The sequence below is a fragment of the Escherichia sp. WS33 genome, from assembly GCF_046486385.1.
Lineage (GTDB): Bacteria > Pseudomonadota > Gammaproteobacteria > Enterobacterales > Enterobacteriaceae > ECMA0423.
In genome coordinates this window covers 1-2,599 of record NZ_JBJQLJ010000073.1, presented here as the reverse complement: position 1 = coordinate 2,599, position 2,599 = coordinate 1, and the positions used below count along the sequence as shown (strand labels likewise).

Genomic DNA, 2,599 nt, shown 5'->3' with positions numbered 1-2,599 from the left:
CCGTCTGCGTTTCTCCGGTCCTAAGACATCAATCATCTGCTCTCCAATGACTAGTCTAAAAACTAGTATTAAGACTATCACTTATTTAAGTGATATTGGTTGTCTGGAGATTCAGGGGGCCAGTCTACCTTTTGCCGATGAACGTGTGATTGAGCAGCATATTGAGGCAGGCATTTCACTGTGTGATGCGGTGAACTTTCTCGTGGAAAAATACGCGCTGGTGCTACCGACCAGCCGGGATTCAGCGCCTGTACCCGCTCTCAGTTAATAAACAGCATCGATATCCTCCGGGCTCGCAGGGCGACCGGCCTGATGACCCGCGACAATTACAGAACGGTAAATAACATTACCCTGGGTAAGTATCCGGAGGCGAAATGATGACACTGGAAGCCGACAGCGTTAACGTACAGGCGCTGGATATGGGGCACATTGTCGTTGACATTGATGGTGTTAATATCACTGAACTGATTAATAAGGCCGCTGAAAAAGGTTATTCACTCCGCGTGGTGGATGACCGTGACTCTACCGAAACACCGGCAACTTATGCCAGCCCTCACCAGTTGCTGTAAGACAATGCAGTGATGCAGGGTATAGTGCCATTAGCCACAGAAACAGCACTGTTGTCCTGTATTAAGCAGGCAAGAGAAGATGTCCTTACCCTGCGCCATCTGCAGCTTCTGCACCAGAACCGGTGAATCTCACTCAACAGGCTTCATTTCCCCTGACGCCAGCCTGAATACAGCTGGCGTTTTCATTTATAAACAGAAAGGAAAACCGATAATAATGGAATGGACGCCCCGACCATGAAGCAACGGTAGGATATTACTGATAAACCTTCCAGTGGAGGTGCGTTATGGCCGTTTTAACGATTAGCATTGACCTGACAAAAAATGAATTCCAAATCCACGGTCTGGGTAGGAACAGAAAAATCTAAGCTCAGAAAACGGATTAAAGTAAGCGTCAACGGAGCACCGTATTGACGCTTATTTATTGGTGAGAACTACGTTCCATGGCAGGAGTTCGTCAACACGGTTGGAGGGCCATTCCGGCAGTATGCTCAGAATATGGCGCAGATACGCTTCCGGATCGATACCGTTCAGACGGCAGGTGCCTGCTTTTCCGGCAACAAGCAGGAATCTCAGCGCTGAAGCAGGAATTAGAGGTAAAAACGCCCTACCGGGCCATGAATCACCCGGTCATTGGAGTAGTAACCAAAGCAGATTTAGCCAGCATGGAACAAATATCTTTGGTGAAAAGTTGGTTACGGGAAGCTGGAGCGCACAACGTGTTAGTAACCAGTGCAGTTAATAACAATGGAGTTACAGAACTTTTTGCCTTGCTGCATACAGAAGAAGGCTGTTGTTAATTTCGATTGGTTCTCAGATGAGAATGATGACGGTGATACACAGATAAGAATCAATGAGCAATGAGGGTTGCCGGGCAACCCTCATTGAATAAAACGGGAATTACTTCGCTTCGCCGTTTTTCATTTCGCCCATAGCTTTCAGCTTTTTGGAGATATCGCGGCGTTCTTTGGAGAGCTCGGCATTTTTGATGATGTAATCGTCAACGCGATCTTCATAGTCACCTTTCATGCTGGCGATGATGCCCTGGATTGCTTCAACGCTCATCCCTGGCTTGATGTAATCGCTCAGGTTGTCCAGCAACAGGACGCGCTTCTGGTTGTCACGGATCTTTTTCTCAACGTCCTGAATTTCACGTTGCAGTTTGTTCTTACGACGGAACAGACGAACAAATTCCAGTACGTCCTGGAATGAAGGCTTGGTAGTTTCCATTTTTATACCCCTGATAATGTGAGAGTCGGATTCGTTTAAGCAACCGCTATTCGTTAGGGCCAACATTACTCATAGCTGCCGCAGATGACAATGCTTTTATCCCTTTTCACTATCATACCCTTTATCCTTGCTGAATCGAAGCAGCAGCAAGATGATTCTGAAGTTCAGGAATTATTTGCGCAAGGCCCGGCAAATCAGATTCGATAGCAACTCAAGCTGATGTGCCGTTTCCATGTTCAGCCACACATAACCATAGATTGGTGTTTCCACAACCTTCAGGTCATGGTGGTTATTCAGCAACTGACGCAGCTCTTCCACAGCATCGTTCAATTTTTCCGTATTGGCAAAAACCGGCTGCGGATTACCTTCGTACAGCGCATGAACAAGGCTCAGCAGTATTTGCTGCATCATATGCTGGGTATCACGAAGTTTTTGCGCGTTCAATAACACGAAATGGCTGGGGCGCGTGGCCCAGTATGCATTGATTTGCAACTCCAGCATACAAACCAGATTGCGATTAATGGTCTGGATACCTTCATATATCGATTTTGGAATACGGGTTTCTTTGCTGGCGGGCGCAATCAGCCCACGCATTTTCACGGCATCGGTCAGGAGTTTTTGTAGATGGCTTTCCAGACGCGGGCGTTCGAGTAAGTTCGGTGAGAATGCAGATTGATAGATACTGTTATGGCCTGCAAGTTTTTTCCTGGTCCGGTTTCCCGGATTGCAGGCATGCCAGACACAGCGCCGTCAGGCGCTGTTTTTTTCATCCCTTCCGCGATTTTTACGCCGCTACCGGATTA

The 2,599-nt window shown here is 47.4% G+C and carries 3 protein-coding genes and 4 pseudogenes; 4 read left to right on the top strand and 3 right to left on the bottom strand.

From position 1 onward, the window contains the following. Positions 1 to 46 precede the first annotated feature (46 nt). The 3 genes and pseudogenes from ACJHXA_RS23705 to ACJHXA_RS23695 form a co-directional block, all read left to right on the top strand. Positions 47 to 378 (top strand): annotated as a pseudogene (locus ACJHXA_RS23705) (TA system toxin CbtA family protein). Continuing rightward, the gene (locus ACJHXA_RS23700) at positions 375 to 569 is read left to right on the top strand and encodes a DUF5983 family protein (protein ID WP_000988599.1); all 195 of its coding nucleotides are present in this window, start codon (positions 375 to 377) and stop codon (positions 567 to 569) included. The pseudogene ACJHXA_RS23705 and the gene ACJHXA_RS23700 overlap by 4 nt, the downstream one beginning before the upstream one ends. A gap of 45 nt (positions 570 to 614) precedes the next feature. Then, positions 615 to 695, top strand: a pseudogene (locus ACJHXA_RS23695) (hypothetical protein); the annotation flags it as partial. A gap of 288 nt (positions 696 to 983) precedes the next feature. Here the strand turns inward: ACJHXA_RS23695 and ACJHXA_RS23690 are convergent. Further along, positions 984 to 1,121: pseudogene (locus ACJHXA_RS23690) on the bottom strand (transposase domain-containing protein); the annotation flags it as partial. A gap of 62 nt (positions 1,122 to 1,183) precedes the next feature. Between ACJHXA_RS23690 and ACJHXA_RS23685 the strand changes: the two are divergent. Further along, complete coding sequence (locus ACJHXA_RS23685; RefSeq protein ID WP_001016348.1) at positions 1,184 to 1,366, top strand: EutP/PduV family microcompartment system protein; 183 nt, start codon at positions 1,184 to 1,186, stop codon at positions 1,364 to 1,366. Positions 1,367 to 1,466: 100 nt separating this feature from the next. Here ACJHXA_RS23685 and ACJHXA_RS23680 read toward each other — a convergent pair whose 3' ends face one another. Both ACJHXA_RS23680 and ACJHXA_RS23675 read right to left on the bottom strand, forming a co-directional pair. Continuing rightward, the gene (locus ACJHXA_RS23680; RefSeq protein ID WP_000450409.1) at positions 1,467 to 1,796 is read right to left on the bottom strand and encodes a DUF496 family protein; all 330 of its coding nucleotides are present in this window, start codon (positions 1,794 to 1,796) and stop codon (positions 1,467 to 1,469) included. A gap of 171 nt (positions 1,797 to 1,967) precedes the next feature. Beyond that, positions 1,968 to 2,483: pseudogene (locus ACJHXA_RS23675) on the bottom strand (hypothetical protein); the annotation flags it as partial. Positions 2,484 to 2,599 lie beyond the last annotated feature (116 nt).

Bases quoted from the DNA above. Each gene is read 5' to 3' on its own strand.
- ACJHXA_RS23700 (WP_000988599.1), top strand. From the start codon at position 375: ATGATGACACTGGAAGCCGACAGCGTTAACGTACAGGCGCTGGATATG.
- ACJHXA_RS23685 (WP_001016348.1), top strand. From the start codon at position 1,184: ATGAATCACCCGGTCATTGGAGTAGTAACCAAAGCAGATTTAGCCAGC.
- ACJHXA_RS23680 (WP_000450409.1), bottom strand. From the start codon at position 1,796: ATGGAAACTACCAAGCCTTCATTCCAGGACGTACTGGAATTTGTTCGT.